Consider the following 18,627-nt stretch of genomic DNA (forward strand, 5'->3'; position numbering starts at 1 on the left):
AGACGGCTAGATTTCCATTTTATTTGTTTGCTGTTAGGATGCTGTTTACGCAGTTGCATGGATGTAAGAGGAACACGCGGTGTCGAACGAAATGTCGAGCAGAGAGCCGAGCAAGCAGTCGGACATAACAAAGAAGCTGGAAGCCTGCCTCAGGGAGCGGATCCTGATCATCGACGGGGCCATGGGCACCATGATCCAGGGTTACCGACTGGGCGAAGCGGATTATCGGGGTGAGCGGTTTGCCGACTGGCATACCGACATCAAGGGCAACAACGATCTGCTGGTGCTGACCCGTCCGGCGGTGATCCGCGAGATCCATGAGCAGTACTGCGCTGCCGGGGCCGACATTCTCGAGACCAACACCTTCAACGCCACGCGCATCGCCATGGCCGATTACGAGATGGAAGCATTTTCGGCCGAGATAAACCGCGAGGCGGCCCGGCTGGCCCGCACCGTGGCAGACGAGTGGACGGCGAAAGATCCCGCGAAGCCGCGCTTCGTCGCCGGGGTGCTGGGCCCCACCAACCGCACCTGTTCCATCTCGCCGGACGTCAACGACCCCGGCAAGCGCAACGTCACCTATGACCAGCTGGTGGCCGCCTATACCGAATCGACCCATGCCCTGATCGAGGGCGGCGCCGACATCATCCTGATCGAAACCATTTTCGATACCCTCAACGCCAAGGCCGCCGCCTTCGCGGTGGAAGGGGTGTTCGAAGCGCTGGGTTACAGCCTGCCGGTGATGATCTCCGGCACCATTACCGACGCTTCCGGCCGTACTCTCTCGGGCCAGACTACCGAAGCCTTCTATCACTCGCTGCGTCACGTCAAACCGGTCTCGTTCGGCCTCAACTGTGCGCTCGGCCCGGACGAGCTGCGCCAGTATGTGGAGGAGCTGTCGCGCATCAGCGAATCCTGTGTCAGCGCCCACCCCAACGCCGGTCTGCCCAATGCGTTCGGTGAGTACGACCTCGATGCCGTCGAGATGGCGGAGCATATCCGCGAGTGGGCCCAGAGCGGCTTTCTCAACATGGTCGGCGGCTGCTGCGGCACCACCCCGACCCATATCCGCGCCATGGCCGATGCCGTGGCGGGCCTCAAGCCGCGTGTGCTGCCCGAACTGCCGGTGGCTTGCCGCCTGTCGGGTCTCGAGCCGCTGATCATTACCTCCGAATCCATGTTCGTGAACGTGGGGGAGCGCACCAACGTTACCGGTTCGGCCAAGTTCAAGCGGCTGATCAAAGAGGGGCTCTACGACGAGGCGCTCGATGTCGCCAAGCAGCAGGTAGAGAGCGGCGCCCAGATCATCGACATCAACATGGACGAGGGGATGCTGGACGCCGAGGCGGCCATGGTGCGCTTCTTGAACCTCATCGCCGGCGAGCCGGATATCGCCCGGGTGCCTGTGATGATCGACTCCTCCAAATGGGAGGTGCTGGAAGCGGGTCTCAAGTGCGTGCAGGGCAAGCCGGTGGTCAACTCCATCTCCATGAAGGAGGGGGAGGAGAAGTTCATCCAGCAGGCCAGATTGCTGCGTCGCTACGGCGCCGCAGTCATCGTGATGGCGTTCGACGAGAAGGGGCAGGCCGATACCCGCGCCCGCAAGTTCGAGATCTGTCAGCGCGCCTACCGGATCCTGGTGGATCAGGTCGGTTTCCCGCCGGAAGACATCATCTTCGATCCCAACATCTTCGCGGTGGCGACCGGCATCGACGAACACAACAACTACGCGGTGGACTTCATCGAGGCGGTGAAGGACATCAAGACGAACCTGCCCCACGCCATGATCTCCGGCGGCGTCTCCAACGTCTCGTTTTCGTTTCGCGGCAACGAGCCGGTGCGCGAAGCCATTCACGCCGTTTTCCTCTACCACGCCATCCAGAACGGTATGGACATGGGGATCGTCAACGCCGGTCAGCTCGCCATCTACGAAGACATTCCGGCGGAGCTGAAAGAGAAGGTCGAGGCGGTGGTGCTCAACCTCAATGACAACGCCACCGAGGAGCTGCTGGCCATCGCCGAGAAGTATCGCGGTGCCGGTGCCCAGGCGGAGGATCCGCGGGATCAGGAGTGGCGCAGCTGGCCGGTGGGCAAGCGGCTGGAGCACGCGCTGGTCAAGGGGATCACCGACTTTATCGAAGAGGATACCGAAGAGGCGCGCGCCGGTGCCGAGAAGCCGCTGCACGTCATCGAAGGGCCGCTGATGGATGGCATGAACGTGGTCGGTGACCTGTTCGGCGCGGGCAAGATGTTCCTGCCGCAGGTGGTGAAATCGGCCCGGGTGATGAAGCGGGCGGTGGCCTATCTGCAGCCCTATATCGAGGCGGAAAAATCGGGTGGCTCCAGCAACGGCAAAATCGTGCTCGCCACCGTGAAAGGGGATGTGCACGACATCGGCAAGAACATCGTCGGGGTGGTGCTGCAGTGCAACAACTTCGAGATTGTCGACCTCGGGGTCATGGTCTCCTGCGAGACGATTCTCAAAACTGCGCGGGAGGTCGGCGCAGATATCATCGGCTTGTCGGGTCTCATCACTCCGTCTCTCGACGAGATGGTGCACGTGGCCAAAGAGATGGAGCGCCAGGGCTTCAAGCTGCCGCTGCTGATCGGCGGTGCCACGACTTCCAAGGCGCACACTGCGGTGAAGATCGAGCAGAACTACTCGGAGCCTGTGGTCTATGTCTCCAACGCTTCCCGTGCGGTGGGGGTGGCCCAGAGCCTGCTCAGCCCGGATCTCAAGGAGGCGTTTGTCGCCCGCATCGACAAGGAGTACGAGATTGCCCGGGATCAGCATGCCCGCAAGCAGCCGCGCTCCCGCCCGGTCAGTCTGGCCCATGCCCGCGCCAACCGGCAGCAACTGGACTGGGTTGGCTACCAGCCACCCAAGCCCCGCGAGCCGGGTGTGCAGAAGTTCGAAAACGTGCCCATTTCGGTGCTGCGCCCCTACATCGACTGGACGCCGTTCTTCCTCAGCTGGGAGCTGGCGGGCAAGTATCCGCGCATCCTCGAGGACGAGATCATAGGCGAAGAGGCAACCAAGCTGTTTGCCGATGCCAACGCCATGCTCGACCAACTGGAGAAAGATCAGAGCGTGCGCTGCGCCGGTATTATCGGCCTGTTCCCGGCCAATGCGGTGGGGGATAGCATCGAGGTCTACAGCGACGAGTCCCGCACCGAGGTCATCAAGGTGCTGCACCACCTGCGCCAGCAGAGCGAGAAGCAGGGCTTCCCCAACTACTGTCTGGCGGACTATGTGGCACCGAAAGAGAGCGGCAAGCCTGACTGGATCGGCGCCTTCGCGGTGACCGGCGGTATCGGTGAGGAGGCCATCGCCAAGGCTTACAAGGCGGAGCACGACGACTACAACGCCATCCTCATTCAGGCGGTGTGCGACCGTCTCGCCGAGGCGTTTGCCGAGTACCTGCACGAGCAGGTGCGCAAGGTGCACTGGGGTTATGCCCCCGACGAGGCCCTCAGCAACGAGGAGCTCATTCGCGAGAACTATCAGGGCATCCGCCCGGCTCCCGGTTATCCGGCCTGCCCGGAGCACACCGAAAAGGGCAGCATCTGGGAGCTGCTGGAGGTGGAGCAGGCCATCGGCATGCAGCTCACCGAGTCCTACGCCATGTGGCCAGGGGCGGCGGTATCGGGTTGGTACTTCTCCCACCCCGAGAGCAAATACTTCGCGGTGGCGCAGATCCAGCACGATCAGGTGGAAGATTACGCCGCCCGCAAGGGGATGACGCTGGCCGAAGCCGAGCGCTGGTTGGGGCCAAACCTGAACTGACTCCCGCGTGACACCGGTTGATCTTTAACGAGAAACGGCGGCATCCTTGCACGGGTTGAACAACCTGCGCAGAGCCGCCGTTTAACCTGTTGGTCACAGTGACAGGGTAGCGTGCAGTTTGGCGTGGTTTGTCTTGTTGTCAGGAGAAACAATTGGCGTTGTCTTGGCGCTGTGGCACCTTATACTCTTCCGCCCCATCCTGCCCAGGCATAGCCTTCTAGCGGAATTGTCATGAAGATCGCCATTTTATCCCGTGAGCCGAAAAACTACTCCACCCGCCGTCTGGTCGAGGTGGCGCAGGCGCGCGGTCATCAGGTCGAGGTGCTCGACACCCTGCGCTGCTATATGAATATCGCTTCCCACAACCCCTCCATTCACTACGAGGGTGGGGAGCTGGGAAGTTATGACGCCGTGATCCCCCGGATCGGGGCCAGCATTACCGCCTACGGCACCGCCGTGTTGCGCCAGTTCGAGATGATGAACACCATGGCCCTCAACAGCTCGGTGGCCATCAGTCGCTCCCGCGACAAGCTGCGGGCGATGCAGCTGCTCTCCCGCCATGGCATCGGCCTGCCCATCACCGGCTATGCCCACAGCACCCACGATGTGCCCGACCTTATCACCATGGTGGGCGGGGCTCCGCTGGTGGTGAAGCTGCTGGAGGGTACCCAGGGGATTGGCGTGGTGCTCTGCGAAACCCAGAAAGCCGCCGAGAGCGTGATCGAGGCCTTTATCCAGACCAACAACAACATTCTGGTGCAGGAGTATATCCGCGAGGCCAATGGCGCCGACATCCGCTGTCTGGTGGTCAACGGCAAGGTGGTTGCTGCCATGCGCCGTCAGGCCCAGCCGGGGGAGTTTCGCTCCAACCTGCACCGTGGCGGCACCGCCGAGGCGATCAAGATCACCCCGGAAGAGCGGGCTACCGCGGTGCAGGCCGCCAAGATTATGGGGCTGGATGTGGCAGGGGTGGATATTCTGCGCAGCGCCCGTGGCCCGCTGGTGCTGGAGGTCAACTCCTCCCCCGGCCTGCAAGGGGTGGAAGCTGCCTCCGGCAAGGATGTGGCTGGCAAGATCATCGAGTTCCTCGAACTCAAGGCGAGCCGCAAGAACAAACCGGCGGAGTGAGCCTCGGGCTTGCAGCCGTCAGATCAAAACAGGGCGCCCTTGGGCGCCTTGTTGCTATCTGGCTTAACCAAAGAACCCTCACCCTACCCCTCTCCCAAAGGGAGAGGGAACTGTTCGGTGGTGTTGGGTAATCGTCGTTGGCCTGTGGTTGTCACCGCGAGCTGTGATGGCTTGCCGGGGAGTGTCTGTTGTCTCCCTTCTCCCACTATTTTGAATAGACGGGGAGAAGGGCCGGGGATGAGGGGCTATGCCTTTGTGGGTTCGCTGGTGCTCATCGCCAGCCGGGCGCTGAATACGCCATCCTCCAGCCGGGTATCGATCTGCCAACCCAGCTTCTCGCAGATGCGCTGAATGATGGTGAGGCCGCAGCCGTAGCCAAGGATCTGATCCGGTGCCGCCGCCGTCGGGTTGCTGATAGTGAGCACCGGGCCACACAGCTCGATCTCGATATGCCCCTCGGCGTAGCTCAGGGCATTTTTCAGCAGGTTGCCGAGGGCAATGGCGAGCAGGGATAGGGGGGCGTTTACTTCGCTGCTCTCGTCCAGGTTCAGTCGGATATCGAGGGCCTCCCGCTGCAACAGCGGAGCGAGGCGGGCCAGCTCCTGACGGATCAGCGGGGTGACCTGTTGCAGCGGTCGCTCGACCGCCTCCTTGCGGCCCAGCAGCAGGAAGGTCTCGGTGAGCAGCGCCATCTCGTCGGCGGCGGCGCGGATGCGGGTGGTGGCGCGGGCAGCTGGCGCGGGCAGATCCGTCACCTTGCCAAGCAGGGCGGCCGAGCCCTGGATCACCATGTTGGGGGTGCGCAACTCGTGGCTGGCGAAGCGGCTGAACTCCTGCTCGCGGGCGAACACCGCGCTCACCTCCTGCTTGCCGGCCAGCAGCGCCAGCTCGATATCCCGCAGCTCCTGCCAGGGGGCATCGGGCTCGAAATCCGCCTGATCCGGGGTGAGGTGGGCGACCCTGTGTTGCAGCCGTTGCAGCGGCCCGGTGATGTGGCGCACCAGCCAGATGCCGAAGCCGAGGCAGGCGAGCAGCAGCGTCAGCCCGATCAGCCGGGTCGCCAGATGCAGCTTGTCTTCGTAGGGGTCGAGGTAGTCGTCGGCGTCGTCGTTGAACACCAGATAGAGCAGTCCCTCGCCGGAGGGGTGGCGGGCCACCAGAAAGTGTTTGTCCTCCTTGCCCAGCTGGTGCTCGAAAAAGCCGGGGGTCTGGTATGGCTTCAGCCATTTCGGCAGGCGGCCCGCCTCGGTCCAGTAGCTGGAGAACTGTCTGGGGCTCGGAGCCGCCGCAGCCGGGCCGAGTCGCAGCCAGTCATCGCTGTAGCGGGTTACTTCCGCCTCCAGCCAGTGGCGCAGGCTCAGCTCTTCCATCTTGTCTTCGGCCACCAGCATCAGGCCGGAGAGCAGGATCAGCAGCACCACCCCGGCGCCGCCGAGCGCCATGATCAGGCGGCGGCGCAGGCTCGGCAGGCTCATGCGCTCACCAGTCGGTAACCCTGACCGTGCAGGGTCTCCAGCATGGGAGTGGGGAAGGGTTTGTCCAGCGCGTTGCGCAGGGCGTAGATGTGGCTGCGCAGGGCATCGGAGTCGGGCTCCTCATCCCCCCAGACGGTGTCGAGCACCTCCTGACGGCTGACGATGGCGGGGGCGCGGCGGGCCAGCAGCGCGAGGATCCGGAACGGGATCTTGCCGAGCTTGAGGGGCTCACCGGCGCGGGTGGCGCGGCCGCTGGCGACATCGACCGTCAGATCGCCAAAGCTGATGGCCCCCACATCGCCGCGCGGGCCGCGCAGACTGAGGGCTTGCAGTCGTACCTCCAGCTCCTCCATGGCGAACGGCTTGACCAGATAGTCATCCCCTCCCGCTTTGAAGCCTGCCAGCTTGTCCTCCAGGCTGTCGCGGGCGGTGAGAAACAGCACGGGGGTGGCAATCCCCTGCTCGCGCAGGCGCGCCACCGTGCTGAGCCCATCGAGGCGCGGCATCATCACATCCATGATGATGACGTCGAAACGCTGCTCCTCCAGCAGTTGCAGCGCCGCCTGACCGTGATAGGCACAATCGAGGCGGTGACCGGCCAGCTCCAGATAATCCATGATGGTTTCCGCCACCTGAGGATTGTCTTCCACTACCAAAATCTTCATGCTTTGCTCTCCTGGTTGGCGAGCGTTTCACGCTCTTTTCACACCGGATACGGCATCCTGTTTGCCAGTGTAACCCCGAGGATCCCTGATGAAGAAGTCTCTCTGCGCCCTCCTGCTGCTGATCTTGTTGCCACTTGGCACCGCACAGGCGACCGAATTCAAGCTGACCGGCCGCACCACCTGGCAGCTTGGCCAGCTGATGGTCAACGGCATGCCGTTCGTGATCGACGACCAGACCCGCTTCAAGGATTGGCTCAACGAGGATGATCTCGGCGGCACCTGGGTCGAGATGAAGGGGGTGGTGGAGAACGGCGTGCGCTATGTACGCAAGGTCGAAGCCCTCGACGAAGATGACAAGGACGAGATGGATCTGGAGGGGCCGGTCGAAGGGGGGCGGATCTGGGGCTACACCACCTCGGACAGCAGTCTGGCGCCGTTCGAAGGGCGCTGGCTCGAGCTGGAGTGCAAGTTTGACGGCATGCGCCTGAGTCGTTGCCGCGAGGATGACTGATCCGATCTCTGCATTCCGATTAGAAATGCTCCCGAATGAAGCCCATGCTTGTCCAGCATGGGCTTTTTGTTCAGGGAAGAACGAAGATGGAACAATCGAGAAAGTGGTGTGCATGGATGCTGGGTGTGCCGCTCTGGGCGGCGCAGGCGGGAGCCGACGAGCTGTGGCTGGTTGAGCTGGAGCACAACGACGGCATCCGCCTGCAATTTCAGGGGGCCGAAGTGGAGCAGGGCAGTGCCGCCGTCTGGCGGCAAGGGGAGATGTGGCCGCAGCCACTCAAACCCGGCGACCAGCTTGCCCTGCTGGTCGCCGATGGCGTTGCCACCCGGATTGAGCTGCTGGCCGCCAGAGCCCCGCTCGCCAATCAGCCCTGGCAGCGGGCGCAAGATCGCCTGCAATCCTTCGATAAACAGCAACTCACGCTGGCCACTCTGGGCACTGTGCCACTCAACCCGCAGGTGCGCTGGATCAACGGCTCGGCCGCCGATCTGCACGAAGGGAGCGATCTGGTGCTGATCCGCGACGAACAGGGCCGCTTAAGCGAAATCCTTGTCGTCAATCCGGAGGAGTAGTTGACCTGTCTATGATAGGCGGGTTTATCCTCTGCCCGTTGGATGAAGGAACCCCTATGTTGACGATTACCCGGCTGGCCAGAGAACTGGGCCTGAGCCGCACCACCCTGCTCTATTACGAACGTCTCGGTCTGCTGCTTCCCGCCCTGCGCGGGGAGAACGGCTATCGCCGCTATGGCGAGGCCGAACTGGAACGGGGGCGGCAGATCGCCAGTTTTCGCGCCATGGGGCTGCCGCTTGAAGAGATCGGCACCCTGCTGGCAGCGAGGCAGGAGAGCCACTCCTGCCTCGATGGTCACCTGCTGCGACTGGAGCAGGAGATCGCCGAGCTGAGGCGGCAACAACGGGCCATCATCCTCTATCGCCAACAGATACACGAGGAGATCCCCATGGTAGACAAGGCACGCTGGGTTGCCATCATGCAGGCCGCAGGCATGACCGAAGAGATGATGCGCAACTGGCATATCCAGTTTGAGAAGATGGAGCCACAGGCCCATCAGGAATTCCTCGAATCCCTGCAGATCCCGGCCGCGGAGATCGCTGCCATCCGCACCTGGTCGCGCGGGGAGTAACCCGGTCCGACCACAGCGCCAGCCGTTGACCCGGATTGTTAACGGCTTGTGCTTTAGATTTTCCCCCTTATACTGGCGCCATCTTGTCGGAGTGCTGACCGTCGAACGACGCGAAGCTGAGACCGTTAATTCGGGATCCGTGGAACCTGATCAGGTTAAAACCTGCGAAGGGAACAAGGGTAACTTGCGGGTTACCGCGCCGGGGGAGGAACAAGCCTCTTCCGCTCATCGAAGGGATCACCCTTGATGGGTCAGGGCGCACAGGAGGGAGTCTGTCCCGTCCGGTTGTCCAGCGCGTGGGGCGCCTTGCCCACAACGTGCAGAGAGCGGAAAGCGGCAGAACAGCAGAGCGGAGATCCATCCCGCACGCACTCCCTCCTGAGATAAACACCCCGCCGCAAGTTCATCTTCTCCTCGAACTCCAGACAAGCAAACACCCATAACTTCAACCAGTTAATGTGAGTTTTGCTATGTCTACTTCCGTATCTGATACCACCAAATCCAGCCGCCGCGAGCAGCGCTCCAGCGCTCAGGCTTTTATCGACAGCCTCAAGGGGATGGCTCATCCCAACTCCCGCCGCATCTTTATCGAAGGCTCCCGCCCCGATATCCGGGTACCCCTGCGGGAAATCCAGCTGGCCGACACCTTCGTCGGTGGCACCAAAGAAGATCCCCGGTTCGAGCCCAACGAGCCGGTGCCGGTCTACGACACCTCGGGCCGTTACGGGGAGGAGGGGGTCGCCATCGACGTGCGCCGCGGCCTGCCGCGCCTGCGGGAGAACTGGGTGCTGGAGCGCGATGATACCGACGAACTGCCGGGGCTCAGCTCCACCTTCACTCAGGAGCGGCTGGCCGACGAGGGGCTGGATCACCTGCGCTTCGAGCATCTGCCAAAGCCGCGCCGCGCCAAGCCGGGCCGTCGGGTCACCCAGCTCCACTACGCCCGCGCCGGCATCGTCACTCCCGAGATGGAATTTATCGCCATTCGCGAGAACATGGGTCGCGAGCGGGTGCGCTCTGAACTGTTGCGCACCCAGCATCCTGGCCGCGATTTCGGTGCCCGTTTGCCCCAGAACATCACCCCCGAATTCGTGCGTGATGAGGTGGCCGCCGGTCGCGCCATCATCCCCAGCAACATCAACCACCCGGAAGCGGAGCCGATGATCATCGGCCGCAATTTTCTGGTGAAGATCAACGCCAACATCGGCAACTCGGCGGTCACCTCCAGCATCGAAGAGGAGGTGGAGAAGCTGGTCTGGTCGACCCGCTGGGGTGCCGACACCGTCATGGATCTCTCCACCGGCCGCTATATCCACGAGACCCGCGAGTGGATCCTGCGCAACAGCCCGGTGCCCATCGGTACCGTGCCCATCTATCAGGCGCTGGAGAAGACCAACGGCATCGCCGAGGACCTCACCTGGGAGCTGTTCCGCGACACCCTGCTGGAGCAGGCCGAGCAGGGGGTGGACTACTTCACCATCCATGCCGGCGTCCTGCTGCGCTTCGTGCCGATGACCGCCAAGCGCCTCACCGGCATCGTGTCGCGCGGCGGCAGCATCATGGCCAAGTGGTGTCTCTCCCACCATAAAGAGAACTTCCTCTATCAGCACTTCCGCGAGATCTGCGAGATCTGCGCCGCCTATGACGTGGCGCTGTCGCTGGGCGATGGCCTGCGTCCGGGCTCCGTCTATGACGCCAACGACGAGGCCCAGTTCGCCGAGCTGCGCACCCTGGGCGAGCTCACCAAGATCGCGTGGGAATACGACGTGCAGGTGATGATCGAGGGGCCGGGCCATGTGCCGATGCACATGATTGAGCGCAACATGACCGAGCAGCTGGAGCACTGCCATGAGGCGCCGTTCTACACGCTGGGCCCGCTCACCACCGACATCGCACCGGGTTACGATCACTTCACCTCCGGCATCGGCGCCGCGCTCATCGGCTGGTACGGCTGCGCCATGCTCTGCTACGTCACTCCCAAGGAGCATCTGGGGCTGCCCAACAAGGAGGATGTGAAGCAGGGGCTCATCACCTACAAGATCGCCGCTCACGCCGCCGATCTGGCCAAGGGGCACCCGGGCGCCCAGATCCGCGACAACGCCATGTCCAAGGCGCGCTTCGAGTTCCGCTGGGAGGATCAGTTCAATCTGGCCCTCGACCCCGACACCGCTCGCGCCTACCACGATGAAACCCTGTCCCAGGAGTCCGGCAAGGTGGCTCACTTCTGCTCCATGTGCGGGCCCAAGTTCTGCTCCATGAAGATCACTCAGGATGTGCGCGCCTACACCGCCGAACTGAATGCCGCCAAGCTTGAGGCCGTTGAGATCAAGCTGGTCGGCATGGATGGCCAGCAGGAGCAGGTAGTGGCTCAGGTGGAGAGCGGCATGGCCCGCATGGCGGAGACCTTCAAGGAGACCGGTGGCGAGATCTACCATCAGGCGGCGGCGCTGAAACAGGCCGCAGGGGAGGAGGCGTGAGCAGCGCAAGCGGGGCTGTCAGCCCCGCCGACCTGTCGCCCGTGACGGACTCCCGCCCAGTTGTCTGGACCATAGCCGGTTCCGACTCCGGCGGCGGCGCCGGCATTCAGGCCGACTTGCACACATTGCACGACCTTGGCGTGCACGGCTGTTCGGTCATCACCGCCATCACAGCCCAGAACTCGGTGGCGGTGAAGATGGTCGACCCCGTGCTGATGCAGACCTTCACCGCCCAGATCGACGCCCTCGGCGTCGATCTGCCACCGGCCGCCATCAAGATCGGCCTGCTGCCGACCCGGCTGCACGTCGAGGTGCTGGCCCGCCGACTGGCGGCCACCCCGGCCCCCTTCGTGGTCTACGACCCGGTGGCCATCGCCAGCAGCGGCACCCCGATGGCGGAGCCCAATATGCTGGAGGCGGTGCGCGAGCAGCTGTTGCCGCGCCTCTCCTTGATCACCCCCAACGGCCCCGAATTGGAAGCCCTGACCGGACTGCCGGTCAGCAGTCCCGAACTGGTGCGCCTTGCCGCCCGCCGTCTGCGTGAACTCGGCGCCCGCGCCGTGCTGGTCAAGGGGGGGCATCTTGAGTGGAGTGGCGATCTCTGCCTCGACTACTACCAGGACGAGACCCGTGAATTCTGGCTGGCGGCGCCGCGCCTCGATACCCGCCACGGCCACGGCACCGGCTGCTGCTACGCCAGCGCCATCGCCGCCGTGGTGGCGCAGGATTATCCGGTGGAAGACGCCATCACCCTGGCGCGCGCCTACCTGCAACAGGGGTTGGCGGCAGCGCAAGGAGTGGGGGCAGGCCCGGGCCCCATCGCCCATCTCGGTTGGCCCGCCGCTCTGGCTCACTTCCCCCGCGCCGTATTGGCGGGGTCAACCCTCGATCGCCGCTTCGGACTTTATGAGGCGAGCGGTGCCCGCCTGCCGCAGGGCCCCTTTGCCGCAACCGAACACAACCTCGGCCTCTATCCGGTGGTCGATTCGGTCAAGTGGCTGCGCCGCCTGCTGGGGCAGGGGGTCAAGACCATCCAGCTGCGGATCAAGAATTTGCCTGCCGCTCAGGTGGCACCGGCCATTCGTGATGCGGTAGCGCTCGGTCGTCGCCATGGGGCGCGGCTCTTTATCAACGACTACTGGCAGCTGGCCATCGAGGCAGGCGCCTGGGGCGTGCATCTGGGGCAGGAGGATATGGAGACCGCCGATCTCGCCGCCATTCAGGCGGCCGGGCTGCGCCTTGGCATCTCCACCCACGGCTACTTCGAGCTGATGCGGGCGCGCGAGCTGGCCCCCTCCTATATGGCGCTCGGCCATATCTTCCCGACCAACACCAAGGCGATGCCTTCGCGCCCGCAGGGGCTGGTGCGGCTGCACCGCTACCGCGCCCTGATGGCGCAGTGGCCGACGGTGGCCATCGGCGGCATCAGCGAGGAGCGGGTGGCGGCGGTCAAGGCAAGCGGGGTCGGCAGTATCGCGCTGGTCTCGGCCATCACGGCCAGCGATGACTGGCAGGGGGCGACCGAACGGCTGCTCGAGGCCGTGGGAGCGGGGGATGAGCCACGCTCGGCCACTGACATAAGAGAGGTGGAACATGCTCTCTGATGTTGAGTATTTGCGATACGGCCGTCAGCTGATGCTGGCGGAAGTGGGCGAGGCGGGGCAGGCGCGGCTCAAGGATAAATCGGTGCTGATCGTCGGCCTTGGCGGGCTCGGCTCGCCGCTCGCCCTCTATCTGGCCGGGGCCGGGGTGGGCACCTTGTGGCTGGCCGATGGCGATACGGTCGATTCCAGCAACTTGCCGCGCCAGATCCTGTTCGATAGCGAGGCGGTCAACCACTCCAAGGCGGAGCTGGCCCGCGAGCGGTTGGCGGCCCACAACCCGCTGGTGGAGCTGATCGCCATCAACCAGCGGCTCGATGCCGCCAGCCTGCCGGAGTTTGTGGCCGAGGTAGATCTGGTGATCGATTGCTGCGACAACCTCGCCACCCGCCAGGCCATCAACGCCGCCTGCGTGGAGCAGGACAAACCCTGGATCTCCGCCGCCGCAGTGGGTTGGCAGGGGCAGCTGATGGCGCGCACCAGCAGCGATCACGCCTGTTACGCCTGCCTCTATCCGCTGGATACAGAGATCAAGGAGAGCTGCGAGACCAGCGGTGTCACCGGCCCGCTGGTGGGAGTGATGGGCTCTTTGCAGGCGCTGGAGGCACTGAAACTGCTGCTCGGGATGCCGAGCCCGGTCGCTGGCACATTGCGCCGCTTCGATGCGTTGACCCATCAGTGGCAGACCCTCACTCTGGCCCCGGATCCCGATTGCCCGGTTTGCGGGCAGCGCCGATGCCCGACACACGATAAGGAGATCACCCCATGACCCTCACCATTCGACTCAACGATAAAGCCCAGTCGCTGGCGGCAGGGCTGAGTGTGGCCGATCTGCTGGCAGCGCAAGACGTTAATCCACAGGGAGTGGCGGTAGCCCTTAACGGCGGCGTGCTGCCCCGTGGCCGCTGGGCCGAGACCCGTCTCAATGACGGGGACGAACTTCACCTCTTCACTGCCATTGCTGGAGGCTGACATGCTGACAATTGCCGATCACACCTTCTCATCGCGCCTCTTTACCGGCACCGGCAAGTTTGCCCGCCCGGATCTGATGGCCGCCGCCACCCTGGCGAGTGGCTCCCAACTGGTCACCATGGCCATCAAGCGGCTCGAACCGGGCAAGGCCCACGACGATATCCTGAGCCCCTTGCTGCAACTCGGGGTCAAGCTGCTGCCCAACACCTCAGGCGCCAAGACCGCCGCCGAGGCGGTATTTGCCGCCCACCTGGCCCGCGAGGCGCTGGGCACCAACTGGCTGAAGCTGGAGATCCACCCCGATCCGCGCTATCTGCTGCCCGATCCCATCGAGACGCTGAAAGCCGCCGAACAGCTGGTGAAAGAGGGCTTTGTGGTGCTGCCCTACTGCGGCGCCGACCCCGTGCTCTGCAAACGGCTGGAAGAGGTGGGCAGCGCCGCCGTGATGCCGCTGGGCGCCCCCATCGGCTCCAATCAGGGGCTGGTGACCCGGGAGTTTCTCTCCATCATCGTCGAGCAGGCCAATGTGCCTGTGGTGGTGGATGCGGGCATAGGTGCGCCGAGCCACGCCGCCGCCGCCTTTGAACTGGGGGCCGATGCCGTGCTGGTCAACACCGCCATTGCAGTGAGCGGCGATCCGGTCGCCATGGGCCGCGCCTTTGCGCTCGCCTGCACCGCCGGTCGTAGTGCCTATGAAGCGGGCCTCGGCGCCCGCGCCCTGCAGGCCCAAGCCTCCAGCCCGCTCACCGATTTTCTGGGGGCGTTATGAGTCATGATGCTGGCGCGGGGCAAGAGCCAATCGCCATGTCCTCTTTCTCGGTTTCTCCCGAGGCTAATGTGTTTAGCCCCCCTCTCCCTCTGGGAGAGGGGCTGGGGGTGAGGGCGCCGGGGGTGAGGGCTAAGGAGCCTACCTTTCTCGACCGATGGCAGGAGCTGGAGTGGGACGATATCGGCATGCAGATCCGCGCCAAGACGGCCGCCGATGTGGCACGCGCCCTGAGTGCACCCCGCCGCACCCTGAGCGATTTTATGGCGCTGATCTCGCCGGCTGCCGAGGTGTATCTGCCGCAGATGGCGGCCGAGGCCGAGCGGCTGACCCGCCAGCGCTTTGGCAACACCATCGGCTTCTATGTGCCGCTCTATCTGTCGAACCTGTGCGCCAACGACTGCACCTACTGCGGCTTCTCCATGAGCAACCGCCTCAAGCGCAAGACCCTGAATGCAGATGAGATTGAGCGCGAGTGTCTGGCCATCAAGGCGCGCGGTTTTGACAGCGTGCTGCTGGTGACCGGCGAGCACGAGCACAAGGTGGGGCTCGCCTATTTTCGCGAGGTGATGCCCATCATCCGCCGCCACTTCAGCACGGTAGGGATGGAGGTGCAGCCCCTCTCGCAAGCCGAATATGCCGAACTGAAGACCCTCGGCCTCGACGCCGTCATGGTCTATCAGGAGACCTACCACGCCCCCACCTACGCCCGCCACCATCTGCGCGGCAACAAGCGGGATATCGTATGGCGCCTCGCCACCCCGGATCGGTTGGGCCGCGCCGGTATCGACAAAATCGGGTTGGGGGCGCTGATCGGTCTCTCCTCGGACTGGCGCGCCGACAGCTACTTTGTCGCCGAGCACCTGAGCTGGCTTGAGCGCCACCACTGGCAGAGCCGCTATTCGCTCTCCTTCCCGCGCCTGCGCCCCTGCACCGGCGGACTGGAACCTGCCGTGGTCATGTCGGATCGCCAGCTGGCACAGCTGATCTGCGCCTGGCGCCTCTTCTCGCCAACCCTGGACTTGTCGCTCTCCACCCGCGAGTCGGCCACGTTTCGCAACGGCGCGGTGCGCCTTGGCATCACCCAGATGTCGGCCGAGTCACGCACCCAGCCGGGTGGCTATGCCGAGGGGGATGCCGAGGAGCTGGAGCAGTTCGCCATCCACGACGACCGCCCGGTGGGGGAAGTGGCCGCCGCCGTGCGGCAGGCAGGGTTGCAGCCGGTGTTCAAGGACTGGGAACCCTTCTTGGGCCGCTAGGGGCGGCCACGCCCCTTTGCCGGTGGCATCCCGGCGTCCAGCCAGACTCCGTGCCTGTGGCAAGCAGGCACGGCTGCGCCGTGCAATCGTAGGGTCGATTAGCCGGTAGGCGTAATCGTCCGTTCCGAGGTATGGCGTTGGCGGCAGGGGCCGTTGTGTGGTGGCACGGCTTTGCCGTGCAGGATGCGAGGCCGCTGGCCTCGAAGGGGTTTCGCCCGCCCTTCGGGCCGGGGCGAGTGACTTTGGAAAGACCCAAAGTCACCAAAGGTCTTCTCCCCCGCTTATTCGCCCGACTTCGTCGGGTTCCATCGGTATGCGCCGATGATCTTAGGCCTTAGCCATCTATTCGTTGTAAGGGTTTTGTCGTCAGTGGTTGGAACTGATTTTTCCAAAGCTCAACGTTTTAGGATCACGGTCACATCATCCCCTCGATATCCTTCCCCATGACGGCTTCAATCGATAACATTACTAGAAGTTCATTATCTCTATTGGGTTCGATCCAATGCGTTGTATAGCTAATTCAGAGTTAATTTGATACGGCTAGTGAGCAAGTCTTATCGGTTATTAAAATTTAATTTGGTCATTTTTATTTAATGGGTGAGTAAAATGAGTAAAGAATTTACATCAGACGAACATGAAATAGATGAATGGTTTGAGGACGATCTTTCCGAAACAAATTCTTTTTTTTCAAGCATGGTTGACCCTGCTGAGAAATATGCAGCAAGTCAACTGCGTGTGGTTCGTGAGACTAGAGATTACCAGTTGGATTATCTTAAGCATGCACTTCAGCCGGGAAGGCAAATAATTGACACATCTCCTGGCTATCAACGGAGATTGAGATGGACAAATAAAAAGCGCTCCTTGCTCATTGAGTCATTTTTATTAAATATACCCGTGCCACCTATTTTCCTTTTTGAAAGGGACTATGGTGAGTATGAAGTAATAGATGGTCGCCAGAGAATAGAGACGATACATGCATTTTTCTCTAATGAGTTCTCTCTTAATAGCCTTGAGTACTGGTCCGAGTTAAACAACAAACGGTTTACTGAACTGCCTGTTGTTTTACAGCGTGGTCTTTTGAGACGAAGCATTTCAGCCATCGTATTACTCGCAGAAACAGACAAGGGGGCTCATGAGCTTGATGTACGCAGAGTGTTATTTGATCGTCTTAATACAGGCGGTATTAAACTAAATCCTCAAGAGCTGAGAAATGCACTTTACCCCGGAACCTTAAATGCGCTACTAATTAAACTAGCAAGGACGGAGTATTTTACTTCAACGTGGAATATACCAAAATATAAAAAAAATGAGGAAAGCGAGCCTTCAGAGGAATTGCTAAAAAACTCTCTTTTCTCCACTATGGCAGATGCCGAATTGGTTCTTCGTTTTTTTGCATTACAAGACGCATTCCTCTCTGGTAAAACTGGCTCATTGAGACGTATTTTAGACAGATATATGGAGTTTAATAAAGATATTAACGAAGCTGAGCAACAAAGAATGCAGTCTGATTTTAGTGACTCTATTAAAAGGCTTTATATGGTTTTTGATGGTGAACCATTTAAACTACCCAAAACAAGAAGGCCAAGTCGTCCATTATATGATGCACTAATGATCGCACTAAGTATTAATCCTGGGTTGGATGTTGAAAATAGGAAGACTATTATTGTTGATAAGCTTGCGAGCGCATTAGCTAATGAGGAAAGCTATGAAATATTGATTGGTAGAGGAAATACGATTGAGGCTGTTCGTCAACGCATTCTGCTAGCCATAGAGATACTTTCTGCGTGAGGTTTACAATCATGAGTGCGCTTGATGTTGTGTTAACAGAATTTTGCAGTGATGTAGAGCGAGCGGAGCATTTACTATCTTTAATTAAAAATTTCAGAGAGTTTGGGGCCAGTACTCCACCAGAAATAGAATGTGAATCTGGAGTTTTATGGTCAACAGCTGCTTTACTACATGAAGCATCCAAGCAACGCAGGACTGATCTACCAGTTCTCTCTGGCTCGTTACAGCTGTATCTTGCTGGCCGCTTCGAGTATTGTATTAGGCAAATAGTAGAAACTGTGTCCGATGAAATTGCATCTAAAGTAAATGCATTCACTGAACTGCCAGATGTAATCCAAGGTGAGCTTAAGACTAGGACTCTGGAGATTGCACAAAATCCACGAAGATATGGATATAATGATGTTATGGTTGATTCCTTGTTAGCATCTCTAGTGGCTAGCAAAGGGGCAATTTCTGGTCCAGTAACCATAAAGTCCTCTGTGCTATCATTGACAGATTCTAATATTAAGGACCGTGTTCTTGCAGATCTTCTGAAAAGAGTTGGAGTGCAAGATTTTTGGCGTGAAATTGGTAAGCAGGCGACAGTGAAATTAGCGTTGGAAACATCCACTGATAGTGAGACAACAGTAAAGGCACAATCTAAGTTAAATGCAATAATGGAGGAGCGGAATCAAGTTGCTCATCCAACAGCAACAACACAGTTTCCCGATCCAGATCAAGTTCTTAGTTCTGCTGCTTTTTTGAAAATGTTGGCATCAAATACAGTGAATCTTGCAAAAATTTACCTGGCAACGTATAGGCCACAAGCATCTTAGTTATCCTAACAAGGGTAGATTGGATGAATAGGGAGATTCTAGGGCAATCACTATTGTGATAATGGAAATACATACTGATTGGGTAAGTGGCTACTGAGATATAAGTTCTCATAACTATGACTCGTTTATGTCAGATAAGCCTTGTTACTGGCTCCAGTTAGTCAGGGCGGGAGCACACTTTGTTGATATTTTAACCAAAGAATAACTGAGCCCGATAGTCGTCATTCCAGCCGGCTCTT

The 18,627-nt window shown here is 60.8% G+C and carries 15 protein-coding genes and 1 riboswitch; of the genes, 13 read left to right on the forward strand and 2 right to left on the reverse strand.

The features are described 5' to 3' along the window. Nucleotides 1-91: 91 nt before the first annotated feature. Both metH and rimK read left to right on the forward strand, forming a co-directional pair. Nucleotides 92-3,787: a methionine synthase gene (gene metH / locus OKC27_RS08730; protein ID WP_182939701.1), complete on the forward strand. Its 3,696-nt coding sequence runs from the start codon at nucleotides 92-94 to the stop codon at nucleotides 3,785-3,787. A gap of 231 nt (nucleotides 3,788-4,018) precedes the next feature. After that, nucleotides 4,019-4,915, forward strand: coding sequence for a 30S ribosomal protein S6--L-glutamate ligase (gene rimK, locus OKC27_RS08735; protein ID WP_005340088.1), 897 nt, complete (start codon nucleotides 4,019-4,021; stop codon nucleotides 4,913-4,915). Between the two features lie 245 nt (nucleotides 4,916-5,160). Here the strand turns inward: rimK and OKC27_RS08740 are convergent, their stop codons facing one another. Further along, complete coding sequence (locus OKC27_RS08740) at nucleotides 5,161-6,390, reverse strand: sensor histidine kinase (protein ID WP_182938850.1); 1,230 nt, start codon at nucleotides 6,388-6,390, stop codon at nucleotides 5,161-5,163. Beyond that, nucleotides 6,387-7,055, reverse strand: coding sequence for a response regulator transcription factor (locus tag OKC27_RS08745; protein WP_005340090.1), 669 nt, complete (start codon nucleotides 7,053-7,055; stop codon nucleotides 6,387-6,389). Before OKC27_RS08745 ends, OKC27_RS08740 begins: the two co-directional genes overlap by 4 nt. An 88-nt stretch (nucleotides 7,056-7,143) precedes the next feature. On the opposite strand from OKC27_RS08745, the gene OKC27_RS08750 reads away from it, so the two are divergent. From OKC27_RS08750 to OKC27_RS08800, 11 genes are all read left to right on the forward strand, one after another. After that, the gene (locus OKC27_RS08750) at nucleotides 7,144-7,566 is read left to right on the forward strand and encodes a hypothetical protein (protein WP_111809133.1); all 423 of its coding nucleotides are present in this window, start codon (nucleotides 7,144-7,146) and stop codon (nucleotides 7,564-7,566) included. 86 nt (nucleotides 7,567-7,652) lie between these two features. Continuing rightward, a complete protein-coding gene (locus OKC27_RS08755) occupies nucleotides 7,653-8,138 on the forward strand; it encodes a hypothetical protein (RefSeq protein ID WP_182938851.1) in 486 nt (161 codons plus the stop codon). A gap of 56 nt (nucleotides 8,139-8,194) precedes the next feature. Beyond that, entirely contained in the window at nucleotides 8,195-8,710 is a 516-nt protein-coding gene (locus OKC27_RS08760) for a MerR family transcriptional regulator (protein ID WP_182938852.1), read from the forward strand. A gap of 77 nt (nucleotides 8,711-8,787) precedes the next feature. Continuing rightward, nucleotides 8,788-8,900: riboswitch (TPP riboswitch) on the forward strand. Between the two features lie 280 nt (nucleotides 8,901-9,180). Beyond that, complete coding sequence (thiC, locus tag OKC27_RS08765; RefSeq protein ID WP_270806174.1) at nucleotides 9,181-11,187, forward strand: phosphomethylpyrimidine synthase ThiC; 2,007 nt, start codon at nucleotides 9,181-9,183, stop codon at nucleotides 11,185-11,187. Further along, nucleotides 11,184-12,791 carry a thiamine phosphate synthase gene (thiE, locus tag OKC27_RS08770; RefSeq protein ID WP_270806175.1) on the forward strand — a complete coding sequence of 536 codons (1,608 nt, stop codon included), beginning with the start codon at nucleotides 11,184-11,186 and terminating at the stop codon, nucleotides 12,789-12,791. The genes thiC and thiE overlap by 4 nt, the downstream gene beginning before the upstream one ends. Further along, a complete protein-coding gene (locus tag OKC27_RS08775; protein ID WP_182938855.1) occupies nucleotides 12,781-13,557 on the forward strand; it encodes a HesA/MoeB/ThiF family protein in 777 nt (258 codons plus the stop codon). The genes thiE and OKC27_RS08775 overlap by 11 nt, the downstream gene beginning before the upstream one ends. Continuing rightward, the gene (thiS, locus tag OKC27_RS08780) at nucleotides 13,554-13,760 is read left to right on the forward strand and encodes a sulfur carrier protein ThiS (RefSeq protein ID WP_182938856.1); all 207 of its coding nucleotides are present in this window, start codon (nucleotides 13,554-13,556) and stop codon (nucleotides 13,758-13,760) included. The genes OKC27_RS08775 and thiS overlap by 4 nt, the downstream gene beginning before the upstream one ends. A 1-nt stretch (nucleotide 13,761) precedes the next feature. Continuing rightward, nucleotides 13,762-14,529 (forward strand): thiazole synthase, encoded by a 768-nt coding sequence (locus OKC27_RS08785; protein ID WP_270692974.1) that lies wholly within the window; start codon nucleotides 13,762-13,764, stop codon nucleotides 14,527-14,529. A gap of 35 nt (nucleotides 14,530-14,564) precedes the next feature. Continuing rightward, a complete protein-coding gene (gene thiH, locus OKC27_RS08790) occupies nucleotides 14,565-15,785 on the forward strand; it encodes a 2-iminoacetate synthase ThiH (RefSeq protein WP_182939702.1) in 1,221 nt (406 codons plus the stop codon). A 606-nt stretch (nucleotides 15,786-16,391) separates the two neighbouring features. Next, on the forward strand, nucleotides 16,392-17,573 hold the full coding sequence (locus OKC27_RS08795; RefSeq protein ID WP_270692972.1) for a DUF262 domain-containing protein: 1,182 nt from the start codon (nucleotides 16,392-16,394) through the stop codon (nucleotides 17,571-17,573). Between the two features lie 11 nt (nucleotides 17,574-17,584). After that, nucleotides 17,585-18,388: a HEPN domain-containing protein gene (locus tag OKC27_RS08800; protein ID WP_182938858.1), complete on the forward strand. Its 804-nt coding sequence runs from the start codon at nucleotides 17,585-17,587 to the stop codon at nucleotides 18,386-18,388. Nucleotides 18,389-18,627: the final 239 nt, after the last annotated feature.

Source organism: Aeromonas sp. QDB62, assembly GCF_027705695.1.
Classification (GTDB): Bacteria; Pseudomonadota; Gammaproteobacteria; order Enterobacterales; family Aeromonadaceae; genus Aeromonas; species Aeromonas allosaccharophila.

Bases quoted from the DNA above. Each gene is read 5' to 3' on its own strand.
- OKC27_RS08775 (WP_182938855.1), top strand. From the start codon at position 12,781: ATGCTCTCTGATGTTGAGTATTTGCGATACGGCCGTCAGCTGATGCTG.
- OKC27_RS08740 (WP_182938850.1), bottom strand. From the start codon at position 6,390: ATGAGCCTGCCGAGCCTGCGCCGCCGCCTGATCATGGCGCTCGGCGGC.
- OKC27_RS08785 (WP_270692974.1), top strand. From the start codon at position 13,762: ATGCTGACAATTGCCGATCACACCTTCTCATCGCGCCTCTTTACCGGC.
- OKC27_RS08800 (WP_182938858.1), top strand. From the start codon at position 17,585: ATGAGTGCGCTTGATGTTGTGTTAACAGAATTTTGCAGTGATGTAGAG.
- OKC27_RS08795 (WP_270692972.1), top strand. From the start codon at position 16,392: ATGAGTAAAGAATTTACATCAGACGAACATGAAATAGATGAATGGTTT.
- OKC27_RS08760 (WP_182938852.1), top strand. From the start codon at position 8,195: ATGTTGACGATTACCCGGCTGGCCAGAGAACTGGGCCTGAGCCGCACC.
- OKC27_RS08750 (WP_111809133.1), top strand. From the start codon at position 7,144: ATGAAGAAGTCTCTCTGCGCCCTCCTGCTGCTGATCTTGTTGCCACTT.
- thiH (WP_182939702.1), top strand. From the start codon at position 14,565: ATGTCCTCTTTCTCGGTTTCTCCCGAGGCTAATGTGTTTAGCCCCCCT.
- thiC (WP_270806174.1), top strand. From the start codon at position 9,181: ATGTCTACTTCCGTATCTGATACCACCAAATCCAGCCGCCGCGAGCAG.
- rimK (WP_005340088.1), top strand. From the start codon at position 4,019: ATGAAGATCGCCATTTTATCCCGTGAGCCGAAAAACTACTCCACCCGC.
- thiS (WP_182938856.1), top strand. From the start codon at position 13,554: ATGACCCTCACCATTCGACTCAACGATAAAGCCCAGTCGCTGGCGGCA.
- OKC27_RS08755 (WP_182938851.1), top strand. From the start codon at position 7,653: ATGGAACAATCGAGAAAGTGGTGTGCATGGATGCTGGGTGTGCCGCTC.
- metH (WP_182939701.1), top strand. From the start codon at position 92: ATGTCGAGCAGAGAGCCGAGCAAGCAGTCGGACATAACAAAGAAGCTG.
- OKC27_RS08745 (WP_005340090.1), bottom strand. From the start codon at position 7,055: ATGAAGATTTTGGTAGTGGAAGACAATCCTCAGGTGGCGGAAACCATC.